The following is a 24,651-nucleotide window of genomic DNA, read 5'->3' as shown; positions in this document are numbered from 1 at the left end:
GCGCAAAAGGTGATTAGCTGCTTACGCTGCGTCAATCGAGGGAGTGGATTCCGTCCGCCGGGCCCATCGCACCACCCACTGCGCGCGCCCGCGTACGCCAACCGGACCGCTCCGCGCGGCTTGCCGTATCGCCGCCGCCGCCGCACCGCCGCAGTGTCGCACCGCCGTCGCCGCGGCACCGTCCGGGCGGCCTCGCGGCGGGCCGGCTCAGCGCCCCAACTGGTCCAGGACGTCCCGCGGCCGGTTGGTGATGATCGCCTCGACCCCGAGCTCCAGGCAGAGCGCCACGTCCTCGGGCTCGTCCACCGTCCAGACGTGCACCCGGTGCCCGGCCGCCCGCAGCCTGGTCACCAGCTCGGGCCGGCGCCGCACCAGCTCGATCCCGGGCCCGGCTATCACGGCGCCGGCGGGCAGGCCGGCGCCCGGCCACAGCCGCAGCAGCGCCGGGTGCTCGAAGAGGAAGACCCGGGGGAAGGCCGACCCGGCCCCGCGCAGCCGGCCCAGCGCCAGGCCGGAGAAGCTCATCAGCCGGGCGTGCGGCCGCTCCCCGTCGCCCTGGTCGGCCCCGGCAGCCGCGCCGATCCCGTAGTGGGCCAGCATCCGCAGCAGCTCGTGCTCGACCGCGCCGCGGTAGCGCACCGGGTGCTTGGTCTCGATCGCCAGGTCCACCCGGCGCCCGCAGTCGGCCACCAGCTCCAGCAGGTCGGCCAGCGGCAGCACCCCGCGCCGCTCCGGGTCCGCCCGCTCGGCCTCGGTGCCGCCCGGCTTCCAGGAGCCGAAGTCGTAGGCCTGCAGCTGCGCCAGGGTGAGCGTGGAGACCACCCGCCGGCCGCCGTCCGAGACCCGGGCGATGGTCCGGTCGTGGACGCAGACCAGCTGCCGGTCCGCGGTCAGCCGCACGTCGCACTCGACCGCGTCCGCCCCCTCGGCCAGCGCCCGCCGGTAGGCCGCCAGGGTGTGCTCGGGCAGCGCCGCGGAGGAGCCGCGGTGGGCGACCACCTGGACCGTCCGTGCGTCGCGTCCTGGTCCGGTGGAGGAGAGGTCGAGAGTCGTCACGGGTCCACCCTAGATGGCCCGGGTGACGCGGACGCGTCGACCGTCCGAACGCGGGGTTCCGCAGGTCAGCGCGCGTGTCGGCGCCGCCGGCCGGCCCGGTCGGCGGCGCCGGGGCCTCAGGCGCGCTCGGCGAGCCAGGGCAGCCGGATCACCGCGAGCGTGGCGAGCCCCGCGACCAGGAAGGAGAGGAGCGAGGCCGAGGACCACTGCTGCGGCGTGAAGTGCACCGCGGTCTGCAGGCCGGTCCAGAAGCCGGTCCACCAGCCGGCCACCGCGGTCGGCGCCAGGAACTGGTAGACGGCGAAGCCCAGCGCCCACGGCAGCAGCATCAGCGGCCGGGCCGGGGCCTGCTGGCCCAGGTCCCAGCCCCGCCGGCCGCGGCCCAGGAAGAAGTCCACCGCGAGCACCGCGAGCAGCGGCACGAAGACCGAGCCGATCAGCCCGAGGAAGGCGTAGTAGGAGTCGGTGAACTCCTTGATCTGCAGCGCCAGCGCCGTCACCAGCAGGCCGATCGCGCCGGTCAGCAGCCGCCGGTCCACCCGCGGGAAGAGGTTGTGGACCGACATCGCGGTCGAGTAGACGTTGGCGAACGACTGGTCCGCCTCGCGCAGCACCAGCACCAGCAGGAAGGCCCAGCCGGCCGCCACCCCGGCGAACGAGTCGAGCAGGTTGTCGGCGTTGCCGTGCGACTGGAGCAGCGCGATCAGGCCGAGCAGGTAGCACCAGACCTGGGCGACCGTGTAGCCGGAGAAGGTGCCCCAGAACGAGGCCCGCCCGGTGCGCGAGTGCCGGGTGTAGTCGGCGGCCAGCGGCACGAAGGAGATCGAGACGGCGATGATCGCGTCGGTCGCCTTCAGGAAGCCGTGCCAGTTGCCGGCCCCGGGGTCCGGCCAGCCCTGCCGGCCCAGCTGGACCGTGAAGTAGACCATCGCGACGCCCACCGCGATCGCCACGTACTTGCGCAGCGCCGCGATCGACCCCAGCGGCCAGATGGTGAGCGCGGTGGTCAGTGCCCCGGCCAGCAGCACGAAGAGCCAGCGCCAGCCCTGGGTGCCGGCCACCGTCTGGGCGCCCCAGGCGATCACGATCAGCTCGTACACGCCCCAGCCCAGGCACTGCAGGATGTTCAGCACGGTGGGCAGGTACGACAGCCTGGTGCCGAACAGGCCGCGCAGCACGGCCATCGCGGGCGCGCCGGTCCGGGTGCCGATCAGCGCGGCCACCCCGAGCATCGCGGTGCCGATCACCGTGCCGGCCACGATCGCCACCACCGAGGCGGTGAAGGAGAGCTCGCTGCCGGGCTGGCCGAGCACCGTCGCGGCGCTGGTGAAGCCGATCAGGCTGATCCCGAGGTTGGCCCAGAGCGCGAACTGGTCGCGGAAGCCCAGGGTGCGCGCAGGCGCGGTGTCCAGCACCAGCGGCGCCTCGGCGCGGTCGGTGCCCGGCGGCTCCAGCACCGTGACAGGAGAAGGGGAAGGCGAAGCAGCCGTCATGGCCGATACTCCCTACGCCGGCATTACCCGGTCAGGTTCCGGCGGTCAGCGCTCCCTCGACCACCTGGGCGTCACCGCCATGGCGTACGGTCGACCAGCGCACTCTCAGCCTGGTGGGTCCAAGCTCCCGCGTGTCTTCAACAGATGCGACAGGGTAGCCCGGCGTTTGGATTACGCCAAGGTGGGGCAAAGCGCCGTCCGCATCGCGGGATGCCGCCGGGGAGGCCGGACGGCCCGCGGGGTGGGCGAAGGGGGGCTGTTCGGTCCGTCTAAGGATTCTTATCGGTTCTTCAGGCGGTCCCTTACGGCAACCAGATCGTGCATAGGAAAAACTATGGGCCAAGGTCCGTGTCAGCGATGGAGGTCGTCCGTGAGCACCGAGCACGAGAGTGGTTCCACCGGGCCGCAGGGGGAGCACCTCTCCAGCGGTCACGGCGAGCCGGGGGGCACTCCGGCGGTCGGTGACACACCGACGGTGAGCGAGCCGGTCGTGAAGGCGCAGCCGACCCTGGCGTTCACCAAGGTGCCCGCACCCGAGGCCCCGGCCGAGAAGCCGGTCGACCCGCGCGTGGCGGCCCCGGCCGAGGCTCCCGCCGCCCCTGTTGCCGAGCCCGCCGCCGAGGCCCCCGCCGCCGAGGCCGAGGCGCGCCCCGCGGCGCCCGCCTACCTCGACGCCCCGCCGCCCTCGGCGCCCGCCTCCTCCTACCAGGACACGCCGCCCCCGGCGACCGCTCCGGCCGCCGGCGCCATGGAGCCGCCGGCCAACCCCTACGCCCCCCCGCCCGTCACCCCCGTGGCGGGCGGCGCACCGATCACCCCCGGTGTCCCGGCCGGCCCGCCCCCGCAGGCCGAGCACCACCCCTTCGGCGCCGGCACCCCGCTCGGCGACACCTGGTCGACCCCGGCCGCCGCGCCCGGTTACCCGGGCGGCCCCGGCTACCCCGGTGGCCCCGGCTACCCCGGCGCGGAGTTCCCCGGTGAGTACCCGGGCGCCTTCGGCACCCCGCCGGCGCCGCGCAAGAAGGGCAAGGGCGGCCTGGTCGCGCTGATCGCCGCGGTCGCGCTGGTGGCCGGTGTCGCCGGCGGCATCACCGGTGCCGCGATCAAGGGCAACGGCTCCAACTCCGCCTTCGGCAGCAGCCGCACCAGCACCACGGTCAGCGGCAGCACCAACCAGGCCGCCCTCAACCGGGCACCCGACTCGGTGGCCGGCGTCGCCAACAAGGCGCTGCCGAGCGTCGTCACCATCAAGGCCGAGGGCAGCTCGGAGTCCGGCACCGGCACCGGGTGGGTCTTCGACACCGAGGGCCACATCGTCACCAACAACCACGTGGTCGCCCCGGCCCAGGGCGGCGGCAAGCTGACCGTCAAGTTCTCCGACGGCAACAGCTACCCCGCCTCGGTGGTCGGCCAGGCCAAGGGCTACGACCTCGCCGTGGTCAAGCTGGACAGCCAGCCGAGCGAGAAGCTCACCCCGCTCCCGCTGGGCGACTCCGACCAGGTCGCGGTCGGCGACACCACCATCGCGATCGGCGCCCCCTACGACCTGGAGAGCACCGTCACCTCCGGCATCGTCAGCGCCAAGAACCGCCCGGTCGCCTCCGGCGACGAGAGCGGCACGCAGACGTCCTACATGAACGCGCTGCAGACCGACGCCTCGATCAACCCGGGCAACTCCGGCGGCCCGCTGCTGAACGCCAGCGGCTCGGTGATCGGGGTTAACTCGGCGATCCAGTCCAACTCCAGCGGCAGCGGCCAGGCCGGCAGCATCGGCCTGGGCTTCGCGATCCCGATCAACCAGGTCAAGCGGGTCGCCCAGATGCTGATCAGCACCGGCACCCCGGTCTACGCGACGCTCGGCGTGCTGCGCAACGACAACTACAACGGCGACGGCGCGCAGATCAACACCGCCCCCGTCGGCAACACCGCGGCGGTCACCCCCGGCGGCCCGGCCGACAAGGCCGGCCTCAAGCCCGGCGACGTGATCACCAAGCTCGACGGCGAGGTCATCGACAACGGCCCCGCCCTGGTCAGTGCCATCTGGACGCACGCCCCCGGCGAGCAGGTCCAGATCGACTACACCCGCAACGGCCAGCCCGGCCACACCACCGTCACCCTGGGCAGCCGCACCGGCGACCAGCCCTCCTGACCCGGACCGCACCACACCCACCGGAATCAGGTGCACCGAACCCCCGCGGACCCGTTAGGCTGACCTCCGCCTGGAGAGCTGCCCGAGCGGCCTAAGGGAACAGTCTTGAAAACTGTCGTGGCGTGACCCGTCACCGTGGGTTCGAATCCCACGCTCTCCGCCGGTGGGGAAACCCCTGATCAGGGCGGGTATCGGCTACTTGCCGATACCCGCCCTTTTCGATTCCTGTCCCAGGGTGTCCCACTGTTTCCCAGTCCTGACCACCGCGTCGGGGCCAGGCCGGGGCCAACTGTGGACCGGCTGCGGGTCACTCGGACGGGGGCGCAGAACCTTCCGAGCCCTCGTTCAGGGCCCGCTCGATCTTCTCGTTCGCCTGATCGCGCTTCCCGTCCAGCACCTTGGCGTAGAACCGGTAGAGCACCGCGACGCTGTGCCCGGCGCGGCGGGCCACCTCGGTGGGGTCTACCCCAGAGACGAGCCAGAGCGTGATGCCGGCCTTCCGCAGCGCGTAAGGAACTTCGGCCAACTTGTCGTCCGGCTCCGGCTCGTTCACCCCCTCGGGTACCTGAGTCAGCCGCCAAGCGTCGCGGATCTTCTTCCACACCGCCGCGTACTCCTTGCTCAGCACCCGGCCGCCCTCGGCCGCACGGAACACCCGGCCGCCGGTGCCGGTCCCGTACGTCGCCAGGTGCTCGCGCAGCATCGCCACCAGCACCGGGGGAATGGGTACATCACGAGTGGCCTTTCGGGCCCGCCGCTTGAGCCCGCGTTCGTCGTGGGTCGTTCCGTCGTCGGTCCAGGTGGAACCGACGTTCGGCGAACTCCCGGCCAGCAGCAGCTTGCCCCAGCCGGATTCGGGCAGGGTGCAGTCCCGCTTGCGCAGGTCCGTCACCTCGGCCGGCCGCATCCCCGCGTAGTACATGCACGCGAAGAACGCCGTGAGGTGGCGACCGCGCGGGCCAACCGTCGGGGCGGTGGCGATCAGCCCTTTGGCCTGTGCTGGGTTCGGCACGTACCGCCAGTCAACCTCGTCATCCGTCTCCGGCGGCTCCCAGTCGATGAACTGCAAGGGATTGGCAGAGAGTTGGCGGCGCTCGACGCCATAGCGGAGGCAGTTGTTCAGCACCATCCGCTTGCGGCGGACGGTGTTGGCGGCGGCATCTTTGCCATCGAGCTTCAAGGCCAGCGAGGTGAGCCCGGCCCGCATCAGGTCGGCGTCTTCCTCCAACAGGCCCATCGGCACCGACTTTCGCTCAATCCATTCGAGCGCGGCGGCGATCTGCTCGGGCGGCTTGGGCAGGCGCTCGGAGAAGTTGAACGCCCAACCGGTCAGCGCCCGTCGGAGCACGCGGGGTGCGGGCGCCCCCTTCCGGTCGGTCACCAGCACGGGCGTGATGGTGGCGAGCGCATCGGCGCGCGTTCCGCGGCTCTTGGCGGACGAGCGCGCCCACTTCATCTCGGCGTACTTCCGGGCGTGTTCATACCAGGTGCCTTGCTGCTTGGCTCGCAGCTCGGACGCGGGCACGCCGGACTCCACGTCGAACTGCTCGCCGTTCTTCATCGCGGTGCGCAGCTCGGCCTCACGGCCCTGAGCCAGGGTCTTGGTGGCGTAGCTCTTGGAGTGCCGCTGGGGCCCCACGGTCCAGCGCAGCTCGAACGGCTTCCTGCGGCCGGGGCGCAGGCGGATCTCGTTGATCCGTACATCGAAGGTGAGCACTCGGTTCCTCGGGATCGAGAAGGGCCCTCGGCGCGTGCCGAGGGCCCTGGGGATGGGTGGTGAGGTTCGATCAGGCGGCGGCGGCCCTGCGCGCCGTCCACCACGCGTCGAGCGTGGCGCGGCTGCACCGCAGGTGGCCGTTCGGGAGCGGTACCAGCTCAGGAGCCTGGCCCTTGGCGCGCATGCGGTAGAACGCGCTTCGGGACAGGCGGGTCTCGGTGAGCACCTCGTTGAGCGTCAGGTACTCCTGCGGCGTCGGCTTCTTCGGCACGGCGGAACCTCTTCTCGGTCAGGTGATCGGGGCACAGGCTGGGTGCTTGGTCGCGCCGAGCGCGGCCAGCACCTCGTTCATGGGGGTTCCGCAGACTTTGCACATGGGTTGCTGGCCAGAGACTGGCTGCAAAGCAGCGTCCGCAGCGTCCTTAGCGTCCGCAATGGTGCCCCCGCGCTGGTCAGGCAAGCTGTTGCGCGCGGACGCTGACGCTGAGCCAGCGTCCGCACGAGCGTCCGCAGCGTCCGCAGCCGGGGCGTGCGGACGCTGTGAGGGGTGGTCGCGGACGCTGTCAGGAGGGTCAGCGTCCGCGAGAGTGGGCTGGTCAGCGGCGGTTGCGGACGCTGTGACCTCGGCGGACGCTGAATTCCCGCGCCCTCGGATGACGCTGATGGTGATGAGCCGCGTCCGCTTGCGGTCGGTGGCCCGGCAGCTGTCGTCGTAGCCGATCCCGACGGATCGAAGGATCGGAGCAATCCGCTTGAGGTGGCCACTGACCCGCGTCGCGTCCTTCGGCCACTTGGGGTGAAACCCGTCCGGCGGCGGGATGAGTTCGAGCAGCCGGGCAGCGCTGCCGGTCCAGGCTGCCTGCTGCTCGGCGAACTCGGCGACGGCCGACCCAAACGGGTCGCCGTCCAGCGCATCCGCGTTCACGTTCGCCGCGCCGGCCGTGTAGGAGTCCAGGGTGTGCCAGCCCTGTACCTGATCGACAGCGGCCAGCACTCGGGCGAAGTCGGCCATGCGCGGCATGCGGTCCAACTTCACACCCGGCAGCACCTTGAGCACACTGGCGAGCAGGTCCAGTAGGGCCCCGAGGATGGCCGGCCGGGCGGATCGGAACGCGGTGTCCAGCTCCTCTTCGCTGCGGCGGCTCTCCTCGCTGATCAGCTCCAGGTCGAGCAGCAGCATGCGTTCGGCGAGGTCACCCGCGAGGGCGCCAGCGTCGATGGTGGTCATGGCCAGCACCCGACGGAACGTCAGCACCACCACGTCATCATCGGTGTACAGAGCTCGGTCCACGATGCCGTCGCCAGTCACGGCCTTGCACAGGGTGTCCGACAGCCACGGCTGGATGTTGGACACGTTGTCCAGGCACAGCGCCCAGGAGTTGAACGCCTGGGTGGCCCACGCCTTCACGTCCCTGGGCTGGCTGCGCTTGGTCGCGGCGGATGGGTCGACCAAGTTGATCACGGTCTGCGCGGCCTTGGACTTGCCGGTGCCTTGCTCGCCCTTGAACGTCACCACCGGGTGCGGGATGTGTGGGATCCAGGAGGCCACCAGCCAGGCAACGAGCTGATGGAACGACTCGTCGCCCATGTTGAGCAGCCCGTGCAGCAGTGCCAGCCCACCCTTGCCGCGGACCGGCTCCGGCATGGGCGACATGGCGCCGGAGCGACGGAACAGGACCGGCGAGCGGTTGCTGACCTGCCAGCCATCGGTGGTGACGATGACGCACTTCCCGTCGGCGGTCCCCAGGTCCAGCACCACCCGGCCCGGTCCGCCAGCCACCCGCAGGTGGACCGGCACCGGGTCGGTAGCGGCGGCGATGCCTTCCAGCACGGTCATCGCGTCGGCGAGCGCGGACTGGGAGGGCACCGCGCCATCGCTCTCGTCGGTGAACTGTCGGGCGAGCTGCGAGCGAAGCCCGGCCCTGCCGCGCAGCGGCATCACCACCGCGGGCCCGCCGATCGGGACGCCGTACGGGCGGCCGTCTTCGGACATGATGAGCTCGTAGCGAGACCGGGCCAGGGCTACCAGCAGCGATGCCTGCGAGGGGCCCTTGCCCTCGGGGGCGCTCACCGGCTGGTCCGGGCATTGCGGCGGGCGGATGCGATGGTGGCCATCGCGCCGCGCTCAGGGTGGCCCTTGGACACGGCCGCGTCCAGCAGGGTCTGTTCCACGCGGTGTGGGTCGATGCCCGCCTCGAACGCGCGGCACGCGGCCCAGAACAGCCGGTTGTTCAGCTCGCCCTCTCCGGCATCCAGAACGACGCCTTCAAGGGCAGCCAAGCGCCCGCTGCCGCCTGATCCGTGCGGTACAGGCACTCGGCGCTCCGGCTCAGCCTGAGGGGGCGCCAGGAGCGCGAGAAGCGCTACAGGGGCGGGCGCGATGTGGCTCGGGTCAGCGTCGGGCGCGAAGGCGTACCGGCCGGCCGAGCCGAGCGAGCCCGGACCGACCAGGTAGCCGCCGCTGCCGCGCACGTCGATGCCCGGGCCGAGCTTGCTGGCCGAGTTGCTGATCCGCACCCCGGTCGGAGCGGACAACCACAGGTGCACTCCGCCCGAGGGGGTGTCCACCGTGGCCGTCTCCGGAACGGCGAACCCGTGCCGCTCGGCCAGCGCGGCGAGGGCGGTCACGCCGTCCAGGCCGTTCTTGCGGTCCAGGTCCAGCCCGATCAGGTGGAACGGCGGCTGGCCGCACGCGATGCCATACCCGGTCGCCCACGGCGCCACGGCGAACAGGGCTTCCAGGCGGGCCTGTTCGGTGGTCGCGTCGTGCACGCCGTGCCCGAACGCCCCACACTGCCCAGTGCAGAGCACCCCCGGCTGGTCGCGGTGGGCACCCGCGATGGCGGGCAGCTTGATGCGCGACAGCGGGAAGGCGGCGAACTGCCGCTCGGCCGCCCCTCGGGCGTGCGCCCGGGCCCTCGTCCAATTCGACGAGGGGCGGTTGGCTCCGGGGTGGTCGGTGGAGCGAGTAAGGGTCATGCTGGGGATCTCCTGTTCTCGGTACGTGAGCAGGGAGGCGGAGCGGCCGGCGGTTTCCTTGACCGGGAGTGTCGGCCGCTCCGCGCGCCTAGAACGGCGGCTCGTCGCTGTAGACGGGCTCGCGCCAGCCGAACCAGCGGCGGGCGGCCCAGCTGGGCAGGGGCAGGAGGCGGAAGTGGTGGCCGGGGTGCCAGCAGGGGCACAAGTCGGTGCCCGCGTACTCGCCGGTCTCCTCGTCGCCGTAGTCGAAGCCGCCGTCACCGAAGCAGTGCGGGCAGTTCGGGTTCGGGCGCTGGGTGAGGATCAGGGCGGGACTGCGGCCGTGGCTGGGGGCGAGGCGCCAGTGCAGGTTCAAGCGGCGGTCTCCTGGTTCAGGCGGCGCGGCGGGTGGTGATGTCGATGACCGCCGCCAGCCGCACCGGGGCGGGCTCGGTCAGCGGGGCGGGCTCGCGTCCGCTGGGCGGGGTGCCGCCGTCGGTCGTCTGCTGGGCGCGTTGGGCGGCGGACCACGCGAGCACGGCGGTGGTGGAGGCGGATTCGGCCTTGGAGCCGTGCCAGGTCCAGGCGGCGAGCCCGGAGGCTGCCACGGCGGTGCCGGTGAACAGGGCGCAGGTGATCAGGTCGGGGGTGTTCACGGGGTGGTCCCTCCGTGGCGGGTGGCGAAGGCGATCGCGTCGATGACGCTGGTGCCGAGCGCGGCGCAGCGCTGCTCGATGGCGGTCCAGGACTGGGGGTCGATGCGCATGAGCGCGGCCAGGGCGGCGGTGGGCTGCTGGTCGGCGGCGGCGGTGAGCGCGTCGGTGAAGTGGGCGGCGGCCAGCGGCCGGATCGCCGAGGGAGCGGTCACAGGGGGCTCCTTCACGGTGCTCGGGCTTGGTTGCTGTGAGTGAGAGGGAGGGAGGTCCCGGCGGCGGGAACACCCGCCGCAGGGCGCCCTCCGGGGGCGCCGATGGGTGGCTCCCTGCCTCCCTGACGCGGTGATCTGCGGTTATCTGTGCTGATCAGGGCAGGGGTGGGGGTTCAGGGAGGCTGGGAGGGAGTTCTCCCTGCCTCCCTCGGGACTCCCTTTACTCGGAGTCACCAGCGGCGGTGTCGGCGTCCCGGGTTTCGAGGGCGGCCAGGACCTTGGCGCGGGCCACGACCATCTGCCCGTCGGACTTGTACGGCGCCGCACCGGCCGCCTCCAGCACGGCCTTGAGATCACCGAAGGTCCACTCCCGGTACTCGCCCGGGTTGGCGGCGGCCAGCCGCTGCAGCACCTCCTGTGTCCGCACCCGTGCCGCGTCCCCGAGCACGGCCGCGATGTCCGCGAGCGCGTCGATGCCCTGCTCGGGCTTCTCGATCGCGGCCAAGGTGGTGACGCCGGCGCGGCGGGCCTTGGCCCGCCCGGCGGTCTCGATGGCCTGCTCGCCGGAGACGAAGTGCGTGCGGATCGTGATGCTGCTCTGTCCGGGGGCGAGCTTCACGCCGTCCCCGGCGACCACGACGGTGCCCTTGTCCAGGCCCTGCCGCAGCTTGTGCGGGGCCGCGCCGCCGTCAACGGCCTTGTCTCCCAAGGCCATGCGGGCCTGCTCCTCGGTGCCGAGCACGAGGGAGGCGCGGATGTGGGCGCCTTCGCGCACGAGCTTGGGCAGGTTCTCGTTCGTCGGGTCCTGCGTGCCCTGCCACAGGGTCACGTTCACGGCGCGCCCCTGGTTGTGGATCTTGCGGACGGCCATGAAGTACCGGGACGTGGCCTTGGTCCCGCCGTACGGGCGCTTGTCCGGCCCGACCGCGGGGCACATGAACGCGACCTGCGCTTCGTCCACCAGGCCCACGATCGGGTGGAACCGCGGGTCGGTGCGGGCCATCTCCCGGGTGACGCCGTCGGTGGCGCCGGACTGCTCCAGCAGCGCGATCCGCCGCTCCATCTCGGCCACCATCTCTTCGAGCATCTCGGTGGCGGCGATGACGTGCTCGTCGGTCGGCCCCTGGATCAGCACGGTGGCCAGGCCATCGAACATCCGCCAGTCGCCCACGCCCTTCAAGTCGGCGATGCGGAACTCCACCGAGCTGTCGAGTGCCAGCCACAGCGCCAGGGACCGCAGCGAGGCGGTCTTGCCCTGGTTCGACAGGCCCGTGATCAGCAGGTGGCGCTGCAACAGGCTCAGCAGGGCGGCATCCCCGCGCAGGTCCTGGCCCCAGGGGGCGCGGCCGTTGTACAGGTCGGCGCTCAGATCGGGGTCGATGACCAGCGGGGACGGTCCGATCGGCTCGTCCAGCGCGCCGGAGTCGGCGATCCACAGCCGCACCGTGCGGGCGGCCTGCGGGATCGTGATGAACACCTCGTGCTCGTGCCGGGACAGGTTCTCGGCGAGCTTGCGCCGACGCTTCTGCACCTCGTCCGTCGACACCCCCGAGGGCAGGGTGACGTCCACCTCCACGCCGCATCCGGCGATCCGGATCGGGCCGAGCATCGCAGCCCCCGCGTCGCCCATCTCGCGGATCGCGGCCCGAAGCGGCGCGATCCCCAGGTCCCGCAGGGCGGTGACCACGATCGAGGGTGTGATCGGCTCCCCGACGCTGCTGGTCTCGTTCGCCGGGAGGGTCCAGGCCGGGGCGGCCTGGCGGGCCCGGCCGACGTGCCACAGGCCGAGCAGGCCCAGCCACGGCCCCACCGCCACCACCGGCCCCCAGAGGATGCTCACGAGGAACACCGCCCACCGCACCACCTCGATCGCGGTCATCACGGGGGCGACCACATCCGCGATGTTCCTCTCCGCGACGGCCAGGATGATCCCCAGACCGAGCAGGGCGCCCGTGGTGGCCGCCGTGCCGACCACCGCGCCCTTGGCGATGCGTTGCGGGGCGGTGAGCAGGTCCATGCGGCGCTGGTGGCGCGCGTCGCGGAAGATCGCGGCCCGGTACTCCCATTCCAGGGCCTGCTCGTGCTGCCCAGCCGCCTCGCTGGCGCGCATCATCCGCTCGTAGCGGGCCAGCGTGCGCCCGTCCCACGCGCGGCGGGCCATGATGCCGCCACCGGCCACCACGTAGGAGCCGTGACGCACCACCAGGCGGGCCGTGGTGCGGGTCCGCTCATCGGTCAGCAGCACGGCCACCGCGCGGCGCCCGCGCGCCCACCCAGGGACCCTCACCGACCGGGCGGTGCCCGCCTCGACGGCGGGGGTGGTGGGGGTGGCGGGGATGGTGTCCTCGACCGGCCTGGCCATGGGCGGGTCGGCGTAGACGGATCCGGCATCCGGGCCGAGGGCGGCGGTGCGGGCGGCACGGGCCTTGGACAGGTCGACAACGACCGCACCCGGGCCGTCGGTCGGCGTGCTGTGGATCTGGCTCACCGGAAGTCCCTCCTGCCGTGACGCGCGGCCTCAACGGCCTGCGGAGCGCGCTCCAACAGGCCCCGGTGCTGGAACCACAGGTCCCAGGAGTACAGACCCTCGGCGGTGTGCAGGCCGCTCGCCGAGCGGCGGGTGAACACGTACTCGCCGTAGCACGTACGGGTCCTACGGGCGTCGTCCAACACGATCCACCGGGCGTCCGGTGCCCAGTACGGGCGCCCGAGCCGGGCACTGCGGACCCACGCGTCGTGCTCGCCGCGCATGCGGCCCTGCGCACGGCCTACGGGCATGCCGGCGGTGGCCGCGCGGACCTGGTCGGTGATCTCGTCGCCGTGCTTGTCGAAGAACGCGCCCACGGCGCGTTCCAGGAATCCAGGCATGATGGTTCTCTTCCTGCTCATCCGATGGGTGGTGAAGAGACCCGGGACGGCCGACCAGCCGCCAAGCACGCGGCCGTCCCGGGGGGAGTCAGCGGCGGCGGTTACGGCCGCTGACAGTGGAGGAGCGAACGGCCAGGTGGGCGGTGCCGTGCAGCTCGATGTCCCCGGACACCGTCCTCACGGACAGCTCGCCGCTGGATCGGCGCCCGGCGGTCAGGCGCACATCGCCGGAGACCGTCGTGATCGCGGCGTCGCTGCCCTCGTGCACGCCGATCCGCACGTCTCCCGAGGTCGTCTCGACCGTCAGGTGCTGGCCCACGCGTTCGGCTTGCACGTCGCCGGAGACGGTCGAGGCCACGAGCATCTCGACGGACTGGGCTCGCAGGTCGCCCGAGGTGCTGGTGAAGCCGAGAGCAGGCAGGTGGTCGGTGGCGTTCAGGTCGCCCGAGACGCTGCGGAAGACCATCGCGGCGGTCGGCGGGAGCGTGACCGTGGCGGTGATCTGACCGACCAGCGGGCCGCCACCGCCCACGATGACGCGGCCGTTGACGATCGTCACCCCGGTCACGTTCCCCGTGACGGTGCCGAAGGACTGGTAGACGCTGCGACCGCCGCTGCCGACGACGGTCACCCCGCCTTCGACCTCGGGGACCTGGATGTTCAGGGCCTGGTCCTCCCAGCAGCGGGCGCGGTGGATCGCGTCGGCGGCCGGGCCCTGGTCATCGGGCGTGCTGAGCATGACGGTGATGGCCCGCGCGGCGGGGTCCACGCAGACCCGGGCGTTGCCAACCGGCAGCCGCAGGTCAAGGTGGGCGGCGCGGGTGGCGAGCAGGGTACGAACGGTGCTCATGACGGTGGTCCTTCCGGCGATCAGGCGGAGACGATGAGGGCGGCGGCGGTCTCGAAGGCGTGGTGCCATGCCTGGTCCAGGGCGTAGGCGCCGTTCATGCCGTGGTCGGCCAGCCGCACGAAGTTGGCCTTGCCGGTCGCGTCGGCCACCCGGCGCAGGGGCTCGCGCCGGTCGGCGATGTAGTGCGTGACGGCGGACAGGGCCAGCGCGGCGGCCACCGGGGCCGGGCGCAGACGCAGGCCGAGCACCGCGCCGCCGGCCAGCAGCACGGCGCCCTGCGTGGCGGTGTAGGAGGCGACGTGTGCGGCGCAGGCGCGGTGGCCGGCGGCGCTGGACTGGCCCTCGGTGTGGTCGTGCTGGCCCTTCGTCTGGGCCTGGTGGTCGCTCTGGATCCAGTGGTCGGCGACGTCGGCCGCCGCGCGCAGCAGGGCGTAGGCGGCGGCGAAGCGGGCAGCGCGAACGGAGTTCATCGCGGATCTCCAACGGGTTTGTGGAGCAAAATGGTTGGGGTTTCAGGCAGCCGCGGCGTAGCCGTCGGCGCAGGGCAGGCAGGTGCCCAGGTGTGCCGGAAGCACGTACCCGGCATCGCACCCGCAGGCGGGGCAGGTGCGGCGGGCCCGGTTGGCTGCGGCCAGCGCGGCCCGCCTGCCCGCGGTCATCGGCCGCACGGGCTTGGCCAGGTCCAGCCGGTACAGGTACGCGGCCCGGGGGCCGGTCGCGCTCTTGCGGGAGTTCCAGAGGATCTGTGCGGCCACATCCTGGCCACCCGGACGCAGGCCCCGCGCCCGCAGCTGACGCCTGGTCAGCAGGTGCTCGGGGGCCATGCGCCAGGGGTAGGTGGGCGTGCCGCCGTGCCGGGACCCGTCCGGGTCCCAGAAGCGCGGGAGGCTCACCTGCCCGGTTCGTCAGGCTCGTTGGTGTCGTGGAAGCCGATCAGCTCCACCGGGACGCCGTACAGCCGGGCGGTCACGATGAGCCACGTCAGCTCCCTGCTGGGACTGGCCCGGTGGTCGATGTCGGCCGTGTCGATGCCCAGCGCGGCGCGCCAGCGCTCGAAGTCGCTGAGGCTGGAGTGCAGGGCGATCCGCAGGCCCCATTCCGGAGGCCCGTCGGGCTGCCACAGCTCCCGCACCTCGACAAGCGGCGTGGGCAGGGCGGGGTGGGCGGTCAGGATGGCCAGTAGGGCGCCGGCAGCGTTGATCTGGGTGGTCATGATGCTTGCTCCTCGGTCTCGACCGGGGCGGACTTGGGCGAGTGGGAGCCGTTCTCGTCGGCCGGAGTGCTGGTCTCGGCGGCGGGGGTGGGGACGGCGTGCAGGGCGACCGGTGCGGCGCGTTCGGCCTTGAGCAGGTCGCGCAGCATCCGGCCGTTGGCGGCGGAGGTGCGCAGCGCTCCCCGGATCCGGTCGGCGGTCAGCTCGTCGTCCGGCCAGTCGGCGGTGGCCGACCGGGCCTCGGTCAGTAGTTCCTCGGCGGTGCGCTTGGGCAGCGCGGTCCGGGCCGACTGCGGCACCGCGCCGGTCGCCCGACGCGGCCTAGCAGCAGGCGGGGCGGTCGGCTTCACCAGCCGGACCGGCTCGACCACCGGCACCGGTACGGTCGGCTCCTCGGTCGGCCTGGCCGACGGCGCCGGGTCGGGCGACTCGTACAGCGGACCGGTCCCGTCCGGGTCGGCGGAAACCGGCAGCTCAGACCCCGACCGATTCGTCATAGTCTGGTCGTTTTGCGAGGATTGCGGCTTGTGATGGAGGACCTTCGCCACCAGGTCCGACCCGAAGAAGATGGCCCCGACCGGCAGCGAGGTGGCCAGCAGCACCAGCGCCCAGTTGGCCGGGGCCCAGTCGGCCAGATGTGCCCGACCCGCCCCGTGCACAGCAAGCGCCGGGACCAGGCCGTGCACGTAGTTCAGGACCAGACTCGCGGCGGTGTAGCCGCCCAGCACCCGCAGTGCGAACGACCGGGCCGACCCGACGAGGATCAACGCGGCCACCAGCGCCAGCGCCATCAGCCCGTCCACCACCAGGGGGTAGACGGTCGCGGCGGTCGGGTCGGCCCCGATCGCCCGCGCCACGTCCTTGAGCGCGTTCCAGGAGACCCGGAACGCCATGGCGACCACGGCCATCAGAGCGGCCACCATGGACGCCTTCGCCTTCCGGCTCACCACGACCACCCCCGGCGCGGCTTCTCGCCGTCGGTGGTGAAGCTCGCGTAGCCGTCCTCCGGCGGCTCGGGGTGACCGACCACAACGTCGGCGACGATCACCGCCGCCCCCAAACCGGAGATCACGGCGGCGGCCACCGGGTGCCCCGCATTGTGGGCGGTGGAGGCCAGCATCCCTGCCCCGGTCGCCGTACGCCGGTCAGCGGCCGGCGCGCCGTAGCCGTCCGTACAGTACGAGACGACCACCCGGTCGATCGCGTCCTTGATCCGCCCCATCACGCCACCGCCTTCAGCGCGGCAGCGTTCTCACGGGCGACACGAGCGGCCTCCGCCGCAACGGCAGCCGCCCGCCTGGCTTCCTCGGCGGCGGCAGCCGCCCGCGCGATCTCCTCGCGCGCTTGCTCGCTCACGCCGCCATCTCCGACCACACCGGCCGCCGCCCCGACCGGGGACGGTGCAGGCGGACCGGGGCGGCGCGCATCAGCTCGACCGCGAACGCGGCCAGCTCCGGGGCCTCCATGGCCAGGTCGGCCAGGATGTCCCGCGCCGCGTCCGTCCGCGCCGCCCACTCCTCCTCGGACTCGCCGGCCACGCCACCGAACAGTGCGCCGAGCGGGTCCGCGTCCACACCGAGCATCAGCTCGATGAGCTCCAGCGCCGTAACCGGCTGCTGGGCTGCAACAATCGACTTCACGGGTTTCACCTCTGCTTCGAAGGGGTGTGGCCCGAAGGGGTCGTCGCGCAGCCGCCAAGCAAGGCGCGACGACCCCGACCTCGGGCCTGACCACTCGTCATGTCACGAGCAGCCATGGACCCCGACCCGCCACAGACCAGCGCGGATCGAGGACCAAAGGCACTCGGAACGAACGGACTTCACTCCCGGCCAGGGGTACCAACCGCAGCCTGAGCCCGCGTCCGTCACGCGGCGCGCCATCCTCACTGCCTGGCGCCAACAGGACGGCCTTCACCCAGCCGTCAGGGGGACGGGAGACACCCCGTCGTAACTCGACACTCTGTTCAATTCTCAATGAACATCCGCTTCCTTCGGGGGGCTGTCACCCCACCCCTCCGGCGCGTTTGTGCAGGTCAGAGCAGCCCAAAGAAGGGCCTCTCTTGCCGCTTCCGTCTTTCTCGGTTGCGACACCCTCAACATAGACAACCTGCTTAAGCAGGTCAAGAGGGTTGGGTTTCTCGCGCATGTTGAGCACCTGCCCTAGCATTGGCGCATGAGCCTCGACCCGGATGACTCCCGCGCGCCATATCAGCAGGTCAGCAGCTCTCTGCGGGCCTCGATCCTGACCAAGAAGCCGGGCTTCGAGCCCGGGGACAAGCTCCCGTCAGGCCCTCAGCTCGCCAAGCACTTCGGAGTGGCGCGGGGGACCATCGACCGGGCCTTGGACATGCTCCGCACAGAGGGGCTGATCATCACGCGGCAGGGCAGCGGCTCCTTCGTCAGGGAGCGCACCTCCCGCCCGGTCGGCCTGCGTCCGCACCTCGAAGCCGCCTTCGAGCAGCAGCAAGTCACCCTGGACTTCGCTGGGTTCTCCAGCGAGACGCTGCACAACGCGATGCAAGAGCCGCTGGACAAGATCCGCTCCGGGCGCCTCGCGCCCGAGACGATCACCGTGCGGCTGTTGCTGCCGGACACCACGGCGCCCATGGCTGTCCCGGTGCTGGTCGACGGACTCCAGGACGAGCCTGCTCTCCGCGAGCGTGCGCGGAACATCGCGCTGACCAACGCCGGCGGGATCGCGCACTCGGTGGAGGTGCTGGCAGAGCTGGGGCTAGTCCAGTCCGCGACCGTTCAGGTCAAGGTGCACCGGGCATCGAGCCTCTTCAAGCTCTACATCCTGAACCGCTCCGAAGCGTTCTTCGGCTTCTACCCTCTGCGCGAGCGGACTGTGGCGCTGGACGGCAACAGCCACACGTTCTTCGACGTGACCGGGAAGGACACCACCCTGTTCCACCACTCCGCTGGACCGGATGACGCGTCGCTCGGTTCGCAGTACGTCCAGCAGGCTCAGACGTGGTTTGACAGCGTCTGGTCGACCATCGCGTACGAGCGTCAGCCGTGACCGCGGCTTCGCCGTCGCTGGCGGACGTGCTTCGCCCGGTGAAGCACGTCCTGCTCGACTTCGACGGGCCGCTGTGCTCGGTCTTTGCTGGGCTCCCGGCCCCTGACGTGGCGGATCGACTCCGCGCGGCCCTGCTCGCCACCGGCGGGCAGGGCCCGGCCGGCAGCGAGACGGAGACTGACCCGCTCGCCCTGCTCCGCCTGGTCGCTGACGCCCGGCCCGACCTCGTGACGGTAGCTGATGACGCGCTGGCAGAGCTGGAGACGGAGGCTGTTCGGGTGGGTCGGCCGAACCCCGGTGGCGAATCGGTTCTTCGGGCCTGCGCCAGCTCCGGCCGCTCCGTCTCGGTGGTCAGCAACAACGCGGGGGTGGCGATCGAGGAGTACCTCTCCACACATGGTCTGATCGACTACGTGGCAGGAGTCTTTGGGCGCACTCCGGGTGACCCCGGGTCCATGAAGCCGAACCCTCAACTCCTCCTGGACGCGATGCAGACCACGGCCAGTAGCCCGGGAGAGTGCATCTTCATCGGAGACGCGGTCAGGGACGTGGAGGCTGGCGACGCCGCCGGGGTGGCCACCATTGGCTACGCGAACAAGCCCGGGAAGGATGCCAGGCTGGCCGCCGCCGGGGCTGTCGTCGTCGTGGACTCAATGCAGCTGATCGCCGACGTGTTGGGCACTGGCCTGGGAACCCTTTGAGTGTGGTGGGGCGCCGACAGACTGCCGACGCCCCTACCACATTTCGATGCCGGGCAAGGGCAGTGCACTCTCCCGGTCTATGGCCGAACCGCGCCAACGGTCCGGCCGAACCCTCTGTTTGCCGAGCAGCAAGAGCCGGGCCAGCCCGCAAGAACGTCGCGGGGTGCCTACTGGTCCCAGCGCTGTGCTTGCGGGGACATCCTCCCTGCCTCGTTGTCAGCTGACAACAGAGCATGGGACCGTCTGCTGCCGGCTGGGTGGGACAGCTGTCGGCCCAAAGATTCTTCTTCCACTCCTGGAAGTACTTCCGACCTGGGGATCTGCGAGACCCGTCCCAAAACGTACCCAGTCTGGATGGGCTTTTGTTTCATCGCCCAGTCTTGGACAGTTTGAAACAACGGCGGCAGCGATTGGACTCTGCTGGCCTGACAGACAATCATCTCCTGTGTAGCCACTGCGTTCTGGGACGCCAATCCCGGAGTGGTTTGCCGAGCAGCAAGATCAGTTGCAGCCAGCCGGGCTGCCCAGCGTTGGGAGATCCCATGAAGAACCGTGAGATGGCGGAGTTCCGTGTCCAGATTCCTGGGCACGACGTTGCGACCCCCACGACGCCCGCCGTTGTCATCGTCGTGGTCGTACTCGTGCTGGCTGCCCTGCTAACCGTCGCAGGTGTGGCCCCATCCACCATGTACGCCGCGCTCGCGGCGGGCGGGATGGTTGCTTCTTCATTGCTCCGACAGGTCGGCGTGACGGCTGGTCCGGCGAGGTTGTAGAGGCTCACATCAGATGGGTCGCAAGAAGACGCCCATCATGGTGGAGTCGCCTCTGCAGCCGCTCGCGCAGTTCCTCAGGGACCTGCGCGAGCGGGCTGGCCTGACGTACCGCCAGATGGTAGACGTGCTTGAGGGCCGTCAGGGTTGCTCGCTGGCGACGCTGTCCCGAGCCGATCGCGGCACTACCCTCCCGACGTTCAAGACGGTCGAGGGCTATGTGAGCGCGTGCGGGGGTGACCTGGTTGTTGCGACGCGCCTATGGCAGCAGGCGGTCCGGGACTACCGCTACCTGGACCGCAACCCTGGGAAGCCGATTCCGCGGCGGCGGCCACGGCCTGTGGTGGATCCCGACTTCATCTACGAGCCGCTGCAGTTGAGGGATGCCATGGTGCACATGCGAATGCAGGCAGGTGATCCTTCCCTGCGACAGCTTGCAGCTGGTGCGCAAGCGCTGGGACTCGGCCTGCCGAGAAGCACGCTCAGCGATGTACTCGCTGGCCGCCGGCTTCCGTCTCCCTCGATGTTACGTGCCTTTGTTCGTGTCTGTCGGGACGGGCGTCCGGTCGACGAATGGGATCGGGCGTTGCTGCGAGTGGTCGTTGGGCGGCATGCAGGGCTGCTGGGTAATCATCAGCTTTCTCGATCCGGGACGAAATGGACTCTCGTTCCTGCGGCGGCTTCGTCGCCCACTTGGACCGAACGTTTTGGTGCTGGTCGAGGACCGGGGCCATCTCGGGGCCAAAGAGCCACGTAGCATCGACTCGAACGTTGTTTCCGCTGGTGGGCGTAGGTGTGACTCCATGAGCGCCTTCCCCCTTGAAAACTGTCGTGGCGTGACCCGTCACCGTGGGTTCGAATCCCACGCTCTCCGCGTGGACCGGCCCCTGACCAGCATCGCTGGTCAGGGGCCGGCGGTATTTCCGGTGACGATCCGTCACACTGGGCTCCTCCGACGAGAGGAGCCGACGGTGGGCGAGACGGTGAGTGAGCTGACGAGCCGGTTGGCGGCCGGGCTGCCCGAGGGGGCGGTGGTGGTGGATCCGGCGGTGACCGGGGCGTACCGGCACGACATGGCCGGGTTCTGCGAGGCGGGTGAGCCGGCGGTGCTGGTCTTCCCGCGGACGGTGGAGGAGGTCCAGCACGTCCTGCGCACCGCGAGCGGGTTGCGGGTGCCGGTGGTGCCGCAGGGGGCCAGGACGGGGTTGTCGGGCGGGGCGAACGCGGTGGCGGGCTGCATCCTGCTGTCGCTGGTGAAGATGGACCGGATCCTGGAGCTGGACCCGGTGAACCGGATCGCCGTGGTGGAGCCGGGGGTGGTCAACGCGGTGCTCTCGCGGGCCGCCGAGGAGCGCGGGCTGGCCTATCCGCCGGACCCGTCCAGCTGGGAGTCCTGCACGATCGGCGGCAACATCGGCACCGGCGCGGGCGGGCTGTGCTGCGTGAAGTACGGGGTGACCAGCGAGTACGTGCTGGGCCTGGACGTCGTGCTGGCGGACGGCCGGCTGCTGCGCACCGGGCGGCGCACCGCCAAGGGGGTGGCCGGCTACGACCTGACCCGGCTCTTCGTGGGCTCCGAGGGGACCTTGGGCGTGGTGGTCGGCGCGGTGCTGGCGCTGCGCCCGGCGCCCGCGCCGCAGTTGGCGCTGGCGGCCGAGTTCCCGAGCACGGCGGCGGCCTGCGCGGCGGTCACCGCGGTGACCGAGGCCGGGTTCACGCCCTCGCTGATGGAGCTGATGGACTCGGTGGTGGTCGCGGCGGTCAACCGGTTCGGCCGGATGGGGCTGCCGGAGACGACCAGGGCGCTGCTCCTGGTCGCCTTCGACGGTCCGGAGCGCAGCAGCGAGCTGGCGGCCGTGGCGCAGCTGTGCCGAGCCGCCGGGGCCACCGAGGCGGTGCCGGCCGAGGATCAGGCCGAGTCGGAACTGCTGCTCCAGGCCCGGCGGTTGGCGCTGCCCGCGTTGGACTCCCTGGGCACCACGATGGTGGACGACGTGGCGGTGCCGCGCTCCCGGCTGGCCGAGATGCTGGCGGGGGTGGCCGGGATCGCGGAGCAGTGCGGGCTGACCATCGGCGTGGTGAGCCACGCCGGTGACGGCAACACGCACCCGGTCGTCGCCTTCGACGCGAAGGATCCGGAGCAGGTGGCGCGCGCGATGGAGTCCTTCGAGGCGATCATGGCGCTCGGGTTGGAGCTGGGCGGCACGATCACCGGTGAGCACGGGGTCGGGCTGCTGAAACGGGAGTGGCTGGCACGGGAATTGGGGCCGGTCGGCCTTGAGGTCCAAAAGCAGATGAAAGGATTGTTCGACCCCCTGGGAATCCTCAATCCGGGCAAGCTGTTCTGAGTCATTCCCGGGGTGGCGCCACGGGGGTGGCGCGGCTTCAGAAGGCCTTGGAGCAGTGCTGGTCAGCGGCCCTGATGGCCGAGATCGACCTGTGGATATCGGCTCGTTGCGGGATCGGGTTTAGCTTTCCGGGATCACGCGATCGAGCGAATTGCCCGGTGGACTCTGGCGGTTCGGTGCTCGGGTGCGGAGTCTTGATTTCGGCGTCGCAGCCACGCAGGGGTTCGTCTGGCCGCGAACTCCCGCAGTAGTCAGTCCACTTCGGGTTATCTGGAGGATTCCATGGCTCGCATCCGCACCGCCCGGCTGGTCGTCGCACTGGCCGCGGCACCGCTCACCGCAGGCCTGCTGCTGGCAGGTGCCGGCGCCGCCTTCGCCGACAACGTGGCCGGGTCGAGCGACGGCTCGAACAGCAGCGTCGTCTCCGACACCGGCAGCGGCAACATCTTCGGCGGCATCGACGGCAACTACAACGCCACCCAGCAGACGGCGACCGGCAGCGGCGCCTCGAACCAGAACAACACCCTTGGCGTGAAGGGGAACTCCGGACAGGTCCTGTCGGAGCAGGGCAACAAGAACCTGGACATCGTCTTCGCGCCCATCGGCGGGTGAACCCCCTGAGCCAGTGAGCGCGCTCCAGCAGGGGCGGGTGACGGGCGGATCGGCCATGCGTGGGCGAGTCGGCCGTCGCCGGAGACGGAAAGGGTCACCGGGCTCCGGTTCGTGGGCGGTGTCGGCAACGGCACCGCCCACTGGCATGTCGTGGCGCGGACGGTCCGCGGGCTGCGCCGACCGGGTGGCTTCGATGCGCGCACCGGCGCGTCCGCCCCCGGCTCGGCCGCCGCGCCCGGGGTCCGGCTCAGGATCGGGGGATGGTCCGCTACCTGCGTCCGACGGCGTTCTCGGCCGCCGCCCTCGTCCTGCTGCTGGCCACCGACACCACGGCCGCCCCCGGTGGCCGGCCCGGCCTCGCGGGGGTGGCGGGCCGGCTGTCCCCGGCCGGATGGGCGACCGCGGCGACGGCGGCGGCCGGGTCGACCGCGGCCCGCGCCGCGCCGCCCCCGGCACCGACCGTGCTGCCCGACCCAGGCCAGGCCCGGCTGGCCGGGGTGACCCGCACCGTCTTCACCGGCAGCGCCTTCGACGCCTGCAGCGCCCCGCCGCTGGACACCATGCGGGCCTGGCGCGGCGCCTCCCCGTACGGCGCGATCGGCATCTACTCCAGCGGCGGCCAGCGTGCCTGCGCCCAGCCCCGGCTGACCGCCGACTGGGTCCGCCAGGTCCGGGCGCTCGGCTGGCGGCTGGTGCCCATCCACGCGGGCCGGCAGGCGCCGTGCGCCCCACCGCCCGGCCGGTCGCGGTCGGCCGACCGGCCGCAGCTGATCGACCCGGCGCACGCCGTCCAGCAGGGCCAGGCGGAGGCGGCCGAGGCGGTCAAGGGCCTGCGGCGGATCGGGATCGGCCAGGGCGCGCCGGTCTACCTGGACCTGGAGGCCTACCCGCCGGGCAACGCCGGCTGCGCCAAGGCGGTGGTCGACTTCACCCTCGGCTGGACCCAGGCCCTGCACACCGCCGGGTACTTCGCCGGTTTCTACTCCAGCCTCGACTCCAGCATCACCGACCTGGCCGCCGCCGCCCGGGCCGGGGCGGCGCCGCTGCCGGACGCCGTCTGGTACGCCCACTGGGACGACCGCGCCAGCACCGACGGCGGTGGGGTGCTGGGCGCCGACCAGTGGGCCCGGCACCGCCGGGCCCACCAGCACCACGGAACCGTCCAGGAGACCCACGGCGGTGTCGGCCTGGAGATCGACCGGGACCAGCTGGACACCCTGGTGGCGCGCTGAGCCGGCCGGCGGCCGCCGCTTCGGCCGGGCAGCCCGCGGTCGGGCCCGAGCCCGGGCAGCCCGCGGCTCAGCCGAGCAGCGCGCCCAGGTAGCGCTCCGCCTCCGCCCGCAGCTCGGCCCGGTCCGGGACGTGCGCCTGCCCGGCGCCGGCCAGCGCGTTGAAGAGCACCCCCTCGGCCCAGCGGACCAGGCAGCGCGCGTGCCGGTGCGGATCGGCCGAGCTCGCGAAGGCCAGCAGCTGGGCGAGCTGCGCGGTGAACCGGGCACCCGCGCGGTCGTAGCCGTCCCGCAGCTCCGGTCGCCGGGTGGCCTCCAGGGCCAGCTCGAAGCGGGCCAGGGTGAGCGTCCGGCCCCCGGTGAGCGCTTGGTGCACCCCGGCGGCCAGCAGCTCGGCCAGCAGGACGCGCGGCTCGGCCCCGGCAGCCGCGCCCACCTCGCCCGTCACGCCCACCTCGCCCGTCACGCCCACCTCGCCCGTCACGCCCACCTCGCCCGTCACGCCCACCTCGCCCGTCACGCCCACCTCGCCCGTCACGCCCGCTCCGCCCGACGGCCCTGCCCCGTCCGCCGGCGGCGGCAGCAGCATCGCCGAGGCCTCCCGCTCGGCGATCCGGTCCAGCGCGACCGCCAGCAGCGCCGCCCGGGTGCGCGCGTGGTTGGAGGTCGAGCCGGCGGGCAGCTGGGCCGCCTCGTCCACGGCCCGGTGGGTGAGCCCGCGCAGCCCCCGCTCGGCGATCAGGGCGATGGCGGTGTCGGCGATCAGGGCGGCGCGCGGCGAACTCATGTCCCCGATCA

General features: G+C 71.9%; 28 protein-coding genes, 1 tRNA gene and 1 riboswitch. Of the genes, 9 read left to right on the top strand and 20 right to left on the bottom strand.

The genetic code is table 11. The annotated features are described in order from the left end of the window. Positions 1 to 207: 207 nt before the first annotated feature. Both OG294_RS19685 and OG294_RS19680 read right to left on the bottom strand, forming a co-directional pair. Complete coding sequence (locus tag OG294_RS19685; protein ID WP_327067819.1) at positions 208 to 1,056, bottom strand: glycerophosphodiester phosphodiesterase family protein; 849 nt, start codon at positions 1,054 to 1,056, stop codon at positions 208 to 210. Between the two features lie 116 nt (positions 1,057 to 1,172). Further along, on the bottom strand, positions 1,173 to 2,549 hold the full coding sequence (locus OG294_RS19680; RefSeq protein WP_327067818.1) for a purine-cytosine permease family protein: 1,377 nt from the start codon (positions 2,547 to 2,549) through the stop codon (positions 1,173 to 1,175). Further along, a riboswitch (TPP riboswitch) is annotated at positions 2,542 to 2,690 on the bottom strand. It overlaps the preceding gene by 8 nt. A gap of 229 nt (positions 2,691 to 2,919) precedes the next feature. Between OG294_RS19680 and OG294_RS19675 the strand changes: the two genes are divergently transcribed. Then, positions 2,920 to 4,698 (top strand): S1C family serine protease, encoded by a 1,779-nt coding sequence (locus OG294_RS19675; RefSeq protein ID WP_327067817.1) that lies wholly within the window; start codon positions 2,920 to 2,922, stop codon positions 4,696 to 4,698. 72 nt (positions 4,699 to 4,770) lie between these two features. Continuing rightward, positions 4,771 to 4,858 (top strand) — tRNA-Ser (locus OG294_RS19670). 147 nt (positions 4,859 to 5,005) lie between these two features. Here OG294_RS19670 and OG294_RS19665 read toward each other — a convergent pair. The 17 genes from OG294_RS19665 to OG294_RS19585 all read right to left on the bottom strand — a co-directional run bounded on the left by OG294_RS19665 (position 5,006) and on the right by OG294_RS19585 (position 16,812). Further along, positions 5,006 to 6,415 (bottom strand): tyrosine-type recombinase/integrase, encoded by a 1,410-nt coding sequence (locus OG294_RS19665; protein ID WP_327067816.1) that lies wholly within the window; start codon positions 6,413 to 6,415, stop codon positions 5,006 to 5,008. A gap of 70 nt (positions 6,416 to 6,485) precedes the next feature. Then, entirely contained in the window at positions 6,486 to 6,686 is a 201-nt protein-coding gene (locus OG294_RS19660; RefSeq protein WP_327067815.1) for a helix-turn-helix transcriptional regulator, read from the bottom strand. 18 nt (positions 6,687 to 6,704) lie between these two features. Further along, a complete protein-coding gene (locus OG294_RS19655; protein ID WP_327067814.1) occupies positions 6,705 to 8,486 on the bottom strand; it encodes an ATP-binding protein in 1,782 nt (593 codons plus the stop codon). Next, positions 8,483 to 9,394 carry a bifunctional DNA primase/polymerase gene (locus OG294_RS19650; protein ID WP_327067813.1) on the bottom strand — a complete coding sequence of 304 codons (912 nt, stop codon included), beginning with the start codon at positions 9,392 to 9,394 and terminating at the stop codon, positions 8,483 to 8,485. Before OG294_RS19650 ends, OG294_RS19655 begins: the two co-directional genes overlap by 4 nt. A gap of 88 nt (positions 9,395 to 9,482) precedes the next feature. Next, entirely contained in the window at positions 9,483 to 9,749 is a 267-nt protein-coding gene (locus OG294_RS19645) for a hypothetical protein (protein WP_327067812.1), read from the bottom strand. 16 nt (positions 9,750 to 9,765) lie between these two features. Further along, a complete protein-coding gene (locus OG294_RS19640) occupies positions 9,766 to 10,029 on the bottom strand; it encodes a hypothetical protein (protein WP_327067811.1) in 264 nt (87 codons plus the stop codon). Continuing rightward, the gene (locus OG294_RS19635) at positions 10,026 to 10,241 is read right to left on the bottom strand and encodes a hypothetical protein (protein WP_327067810.1); all 216 of its coding nucleotides are present in this window, start codon (positions 10,239 to 10,241) and stop codon (positions 10,026 to 10,028) included. The genes OG294_RS19640 and OG294_RS19635 overlap by 4 nt, the downstream gene beginning before the upstream one ends. 220 nt (positions 10,242 to 10,461) lie before the next feature. Then, the gene (locus OG294_RS19630) at positions 10,462 to 12,603 is read right to left on the bottom strand and encodes an FtsK/SpoIIIE domain-containing protein (RefSeq protein ID WP_442789347.1); all 2,142 of its coding nucleotides are present in this window, start codon (positions 12,601 to 12,603) and stop codon (positions 10,462 to 10,464) included. Between the two features lie 122 nt (positions 12,604 to 12,725). After that, the gene (locus OG294_RS19625) at positions 12,726 to 13,109 is read right to left on the bottom strand and encodes a hypothetical protein (RefSeq protein ID WP_327067808.1); all 384 of its coding nucleotides are present in this window, start codon (positions 13,107 to 13,109) and stop codon (positions 12,726 to 12,728) included. An 88-nt stretch (positions 13,110 to 13,197) separates the two neighbouring features. Next, the gene (locus OG294_RS19620) at positions 13,198 to 13,959 is read right to left on the bottom strand and encodes a DUF4097 family beta strand repeat-containing protein (RefSeq protein WP_327067807.1); all 762 of its coding nucleotides are present in this window, start codon (positions 13,957 to 13,959) and stop codon (positions 13,198 to 13,200) included. A gap of 20 nt (positions 13,960 to 13,979) precedes the next feature. After that, positions 13,980 to 14,429: a hypothetical protein gene (locus OG294_RS19615; RefSeq protein WP_327067806.1), complete on the bottom strand. Its 450-nt coding sequence runs from the start codon at positions 14,427 to 14,429 to the stop codon at positions 13,980 to 13,982. A 42-nt stretch (positions 14,430 to 14,471) separates the two neighbouring features. Next, positions 14,472 to 14,852 carry an RRQRL motif-containing zinc-binding protein gene (locus tag OG294_RS19610; protein WP_327067805.1) on the bottom strand — a complete coding sequence of 127 codons (381 nt, stop codon included), beginning with the start codon at positions 14,850 to 14,852 and terminating at the stop codon, positions 14,472 to 14,474. Beyond that, positions 14,849 to 15,172 carry a hypothetical protein gene (locus tag OG294_RS19605; RefSeq protein WP_327067804.1) on the bottom strand — a complete coding sequence of 108 codons (324 nt, stop codon included), beginning with the start codon at positions 15,170 to 15,172 and terminating at the stop codon, positions 14,849 to 14,851. The genes OG294_RS19610 and OG294_RS19605 overlap by 4 nt, the downstream gene beginning before the upstream one ends. Then, complete coding sequence (locus OG294_RS19600; RefSeq protein WP_327067803.1) at positions 15,169 to 16,119, bottom strand: DUF2637 domain-containing protein; 951 nt, start codon at positions 16,117 to 16,119, stop codon at positions 15,169 to 15,171. Before OG294_RS19600 ends, OG294_RS19605 begins: the two co-directional genes overlap by 4 nt. Further along, positions 16,116 to 16,394: a hypothetical protein gene (locus tag OG294_RS19595; protein ID WP_327067802.1), complete on the bottom strand. Its 279-nt coding sequence runs from the start codon at positions 16,392 to 16,394 to the stop codon at positions 16,116 to 16,118. Before OG294_RS19595 ends, OG294_RS19600 begins: the two co-directional genes overlap by 4 nt. Then, positions 16,394 to 16,528 carry a hypothetical protein gene (locus OG294_RS19590; protein ID WP_327067801.1) on the bottom strand — a complete coding sequence of 45 codons (135 nt, stop codon included), beginning with the start codon at positions 16,526 to 16,528 and terminating at the stop codon, positions 16,394 to 16,396. The genes OG294_RS19595 and OG294_RS19590 overlap by 1 nt, the downstream gene beginning before the upstream one ends. Further along, entirely contained in the window at positions 16,525 to 16,812 is a 288-nt protein-coding gene (locus OG294_RS19585) for a hypothetical protein (protein WP_327067800.1), read from the bottom strand. Before OG294_RS19585 ends, OG294_RS19590 begins: the two co-directional genes overlap by 4 nt. Before the next feature lie 532 nt (positions 16,813 to 17,344). Here OG294_RS19585 and OG294_RS19580 point away from each other — a divergent pair. The 7 genes from OG294_RS19580 (at position 17,345) to OG294_RS19555 (ending at position 23,856) form a co-directional block, all read left to right on the top strand. Further along, positions 17,345 to 18,193 carry a GntR family transcriptional regulator gene (locus OG294_RS19580; RefSeq protein WP_327067799.1) on the top strand — a complete coding sequence of 283 codons (849 nt, stop codon included), beginning with the start codon at positions 17,345 to 17,347 and terminating at the stop codon, positions 18,191 to 18,193. Beyond that, positions 18,190 to 18,894 carry an HAD family hydrolase gene (locus OG294_RS19575; RefSeq protein WP_327067798.1) on the top strand — a complete coding sequence of 235 codons (705 nt, stop codon included), beginning with the start codon at positions 18,190 to 18,192 and terminating at the stop codon, positions 18,892 to 18,894. The genes OG294_RS19580 and OG294_RS19575 overlap by 4 nt, the downstream gene beginning before the upstream one ends. A 542-nt stretch (positions 18,895 to 19,436) precedes the next feature. Further along, positions 19,437 to 19,667, top strand: coding sequence for a hypothetical protein (locus OG294_RS19570; RefSeq protein ID WP_327067797.1), 231 nt, complete (start codon positions 19,437 to 19,439; stop codon positions 19,665 to 19,667). Positions 19,668 to 19,680: 13 nt separating this feature from the next. Beyond that, the gene (locus OG294_RS41150) at positions 19,681 to 20,421 is read left to right on the top strand and encodes a helix-turn-helix domain-containing protein (protein WP_442789178.1); all 741 of its coding nucleotides are present in this window, start codon (positions 19,681 to 19,683) and stop codon (positions 20,419 to 20,421) included. A 226-nt stretch (positions 20,422 to 20,647) separates the two neighbouring features. After that, positions 20,648 to 22,012, top strand: coding sequence for an FAD-binding oxidoreductase (locus OG294_RS19565; protein WP_327071596.1), 1,365 nt, complete (start codon positions 20,648 to 20,650; stop codon positions 22,010 to 22,012). Positions 22,013 to 22,294: 282 nt separating this feature from the next. Further along, a complete protein-coding gene (locus OG294_RS19560; protein WP_327067796.1) occupies positions 22,295 to 22,624 on the top strand; it encodes a hypothetical protein in 330 nt (109 codons plus the stop codon). 260 nt (positions 22,625 to 22,884) lie between these two features. After that, positions 22,885 to 23,856 carry a glycoside hydrolase domain-containing protein gene (locus OG294_RS19555; protein WP_327067795.1) on the top strand — a complete coding sequence of 324 codons (972 nt, stop codon included), beginning with the start codon at positions 22,885 to 22,887 and terminating at the stop codon, positions 23,854 to 23,856. Positions 23,857 to 23,923: 67 nt separating this feature from the next. On the opposite strand, the gene OG294_RS19550 is transcribed toward OG294_RS19555, so the two are convergent. Further along, positions 23,924 to 24,640 (bottom strand): TetR/AcrR family transcriptional regulator, encoded by a 717-nt coding sequence (locus tag OG294_RS19550; RefSeq protein WP_327067794.1) that lies wholly within the window; start codon positions 24,638 to 24,640, stop codon positions 23,924 to 23,926. Positions 24,641 to 24,651 lie beyond the last annotated feature (11 nt).

Source organism: Kitasatospora sp. NBC_01302 (genome assembly GCF_035976515.1).
Taxonomy (GTDB): Bacteria; Actinomycetota; Actinomycetes; order Streptomycetales; family Streptomycetaceae; genus Kitasatospora.
This window is presented reverse-complemented; position numbering and strand designations above follow the sequence as displayed.

Excerpts from the sequence above, each read along its gene's own strand:
- OG294_RS19605 (WP_327067804.1), bottom strand. The coding sequence starts at position 15,172 with ATGACCACCCAGATCAACGCTGCCGGCGCCCTACTGGCCATCCTGACC.
- OG294_RS19615 (WP_327067806.1), bottom strand. The coding sequence starts at position 14,429 with ATGAACTCCGTTCGCGCTGCCCGCTTCGCCGCCGCCTACGCCCTGCTG.
- OG294_RS19595 (WP_327067802.1), bottom strand. The coding sequence starts at position 16,394 with ATGGGGCGGATCAAGGACGCGATCGACCGGGTGGTCGTCTCGTACTGT.
- OG294_RS19620 (WP_327067807.1), bottom strand. The coding sequence starts at position 13,959 with ATGAGCACCGTTCGTACCCTGCTCGCCACCCGCGCCGCCCACCTTGAC.
- OG294_RS41150 (WP_442789178.1), top strand. The coding sequence starts at position 19,681 with ATGGGTCGCAAGAAGACGCCCATCATGGTGGAGTCGCCTCTGCAGCCG.
- OG294_RS19650 (WP_327067813.1), bottom strand. The coding sequence starts at position 9,394 with ATGACCCTTACTCGCTCCACCGACCACCCCGGAGCCAACCGCCCCTCG.
- OG294_RS19560 (WP_327067796.1), top strand. The coding sequence starts at position 22,295 with ATGGCTCGCATCCGCACCGCCCGGCTGGTCGTCGCACTGGCCGCGGCA.
- OG294_RS19630 (WP_442789347.1), bottom strand. The coding sequence starts at position 12,603 with ATGGCCAGGCCGGTCGAGGACACCATCCCCGCCACCCCCACCACCCCC.
- OG294_RS19580 (WP_327067799.1), top strand. The coding sequence starts at position 17,345 with ATGAGCCTCGACCCGGATGACTCCCGCGCGCCATATCAGCAGGTCAGC.
- OG294_RS19570 (WP_327067797.1), top strand. The coding sequence starts at position 19,437 with ATGAAGAACCGTGAGATGGCGGAGTTCCGTGTCCAGATTCCTGGGCAC.
- OG294_RS19680 (WP_327067818.1), bottom strand. The coding sequence starts at position 2,549 with ATGACGGCTGCTTCGCCTTCCCCTTCTCCTGTCACGGTGCTGGAGCCG.
- OG294_RS19555 (WP_327067795.1), top strand. The coding sequence starts at position 22,885 with ATGGTCCGCTACCTGCGTCCGACGGCGTTCTCGGCCGCCGCCCTCGTC.
- OG294_RS19550 (WP_327067794.1), bottom strand. The coding sequence starts at position 24,640 with ATGAGTTCGCCGCGCGCCGCCCTGATCGCCGACACCGCCATCGCCCTG.
- OG294_RS19625 (WP_327067808.1), bottom strand. The coding sequence starts at position 13,109 with ATGCCTGGATTCCTGGAACGCGCCGTGGGCGCGTTCTTCGACAAGCAC.